Genomic DNA, 2,278 nt, shown 5'->3' with positions numbered 1-2,278 from the left:
GCTGTGGTTCCGGCGTGTTCGCTTCGTCATACGATCTCCTGTTCGGCAGCCAAGCTGGCCGCGTTCAGGCAGAAACTCCACTTTGCAGCCTGTCCAGATTTACCGAGCCACCTCTGGATGCATCACCGGGCGTGGGGCCGGACGTGGCGTTACAGATCAAGCGTGGTTGCACGGAATATGAGGTCATGTGCGGCCCTTCCGACCAATATCAATTTGCCCCCGAGCAGGCGGCGGTGGAGCGCTGGCTGATGGCGCGGTTTCGCCGCTCACAACCACGTCCTCCATCGCCCAGGCGATATGTTCTACTCGAATGGGCCAAATTCGCCTGGCAGATCGGTGACGAGACTTCTCGCGATGTCGTTGGCGCACTGCACCCGGGTCGCCCGATCGTTGTCTATGATCCGGGGCCGCCATCGGCAGCAACAGGCGATTGCGATATTTCAGACACGCCGACTGACAATTAATCTGTTTCGGCAGTAATGGGGCCGTCAGAATTCTTAAAGGCATACAAATCAACGTCGGCTTTTTACTTCGGTAAAGCTAGGCAAATTTCTAAAGACCTGGATATTTATAACAATGACATTGCGATGACACGAGCAATAGCCTTTAATCACCGACGCCGCCCTTCGACTTCGGCCCACGCTTTGCCGGCGCAAGCTTGAGCCCCGTCTTCGCTTCCATATCCGCGAGCCATTCCTTCGACCCCGCCCGACGCTCGCGGCCTTGCGCAAGCCGGCATAGGTCAACGCATCGTCGAACGGCTCGCCCAGAAAGGCGGCGAAGTCTCCGACGCGCGCCAGCGCTGGGGCGACGGTGACAACATGATCGTCCCGGCCCGCGATCAGCGCGCGGGTGCTCGACCAGCGCCAGTCCTCAGGTCGATCGACCAGCCGCGCGCGCAGTGGGTTGAGCGCGACATAGCGCAGCGCGGCGACGAGGTGCGGCTCGTCCATCGCCACCGAGCTGAAGCGGCCCTGCCAGAGATGGCCGGTCACGCGCAGCCGGGCGTTGATATAGCCGGTGTAATGGCGATGGACGTAGCGGAAGGTGCGGCTCAACCCGTCCTCGTCGCCCGGCGTCGCGACGATGTGGACGTGGTTGGGCATCAGGCAATAGGACCAGATTTCGACCCCTGCCCGGCCCGCCGCGTCGGCGAGCAGATCGAGATACAGCGCATAGTCGCCATCTTCGAAGAAGGTCTTCTCGCGGCGATTGCCGCGCTGCGTCACATGGTGCGGGATGCCGGGCAGGACGATGCGCGGGAGGCGGGCCATGGTTGGAGGTTAGCGTGGTTGGATGTCGAGTGCAAGAGATTGGGGGTTATTGCACGTGTCACCGTAATTTTCACCGTAATTTCACGTGCCACCGTAATTTGATTACGTTGACGGCATAGCTCTTGCTCGCGGTGACATAGCCGGCGAAGGCATAGGCGTCGTTGCCGCGCGTCTGCGCGAGGATCTGGCTAACCGGGTTGTAGCCCAGCCCCCAGCTGACATCGCCCGAGGTGCCGGTCAGGTCGTGCGTCAGACCGTCCAGCCGCGAGACCGCGTCATAGCCATAGACGAAGTACGTGCCGTCGGGGTGGGTGACGCGCGTACGGTTGCCGTCGGGGTCGTGTTGATAGGCCAGCGTGCGCGCAGTGCCGTCGAGGTTGGTGGTCGCCGTGGTGAGGCTATTTAGTGGTTATTGCACGTGTCACCGTAATTCCACGTGTCACCGTAATTCTAATTCCGTAATTCACCGTAATTCAATTCGGTAATTCTAATTACGCGATTACCCCATGTAATTCGCGTAATTATACTACATTAGCGCAATTCTATTATAGAGTTTAAGCCGTTATTTGCTTGATAGTAGCCGTCTGCTCTTTTGGAAAGGAAAATTAAATACCTCTTTCCTTTTTCACAGCAATTTTCAATCGATTCTTCGTTGATATTACTATCAATTACTAATATTTTTTCTGTTTTAGCAGAATGCCTTAGCGATTTAAAAGACACCTCAACCGAGAATGCGATGCAGTTTATATTATAATTTGTACATTTGGAGGGGCTGCCTGCCACGCCCACCAGAACTTCATCCGACTTTTCCGCTTGCTCGCTAAGAGGAGATATCCGCAATTCGTTGCCGACACCGCTCAAGGCTAACGTGCTTGCGACTACAAAAACCTTAGAGCCCGAGCGGAAAGTGGTTGAGCGATATCAGTAGGTTGTGATTCACCGTCGTTGTCGAGACGATAGGAGAAGCAGATGGCCTGGACTGATACCGCCCGCCGGCAACATAG

At 56.6% G+C, this 2,278-nt stretch carries 3 protein-coding genes; 1 reads left to right on the top strand and 2 read right to left on the bottom strand.

Translation table 11 applies throughout. The annotated features are described in order from the left end of the window. Positions 1-464: hypothetical protein (locus U1839_RS26715; protein ID WP_332806595.1), on the top strand; the 464-nt coding region annotated here is incomplete at its 5' end. A 48-nt stretch (positions 465-512) separates the two neighbouring features. Here the strand turns inward: U1839_RS26715 and U1839_RS26710 are convergent. Both U1839_RS26710 and U1839_RS26705 read right to left on the bottom strand, forming a co-directional pair. After that, positions 513-1,274 carry a transposase gene (locus U1839_RS26710; RefSeq protein WP_332806594.1) on the bottom strand — a complete coding sequence of 254 codons (762 nt, stop codon included), beginning with the start codon at positions 1,272-1,274 and terminating at the stop codon, positions 513-515. 531 nt (positions 1,275-1,805) lie between these two features. Further along, positions 1,806-2,135, bottom strand: a complete 330-nt coding sequence (locus U1839_RS26705; protein WP_332806593.1) for a hypothetical protein — start codon at positions 2,133-2,135, stop codon at positions 1,806-1,808. Positions 2,136-2,278: the final 143 nt, after the last annotated feature.

The organism is Parasphingomonas halimpatiens (genome assembly GCF_036663795.1).
In the GTDB taxonomy this organism is placed as follows: domain Bacteria; phylum Pseudomonadota; class Alphaproteobacteria; order Sphingomonadales; family Sphingomonadaceae; genus Sphingomonas.
Note: the sequence above shows the minus strand (reverse complement) of the source record. Positions and strands in the feature narration are given on the sequence as shown.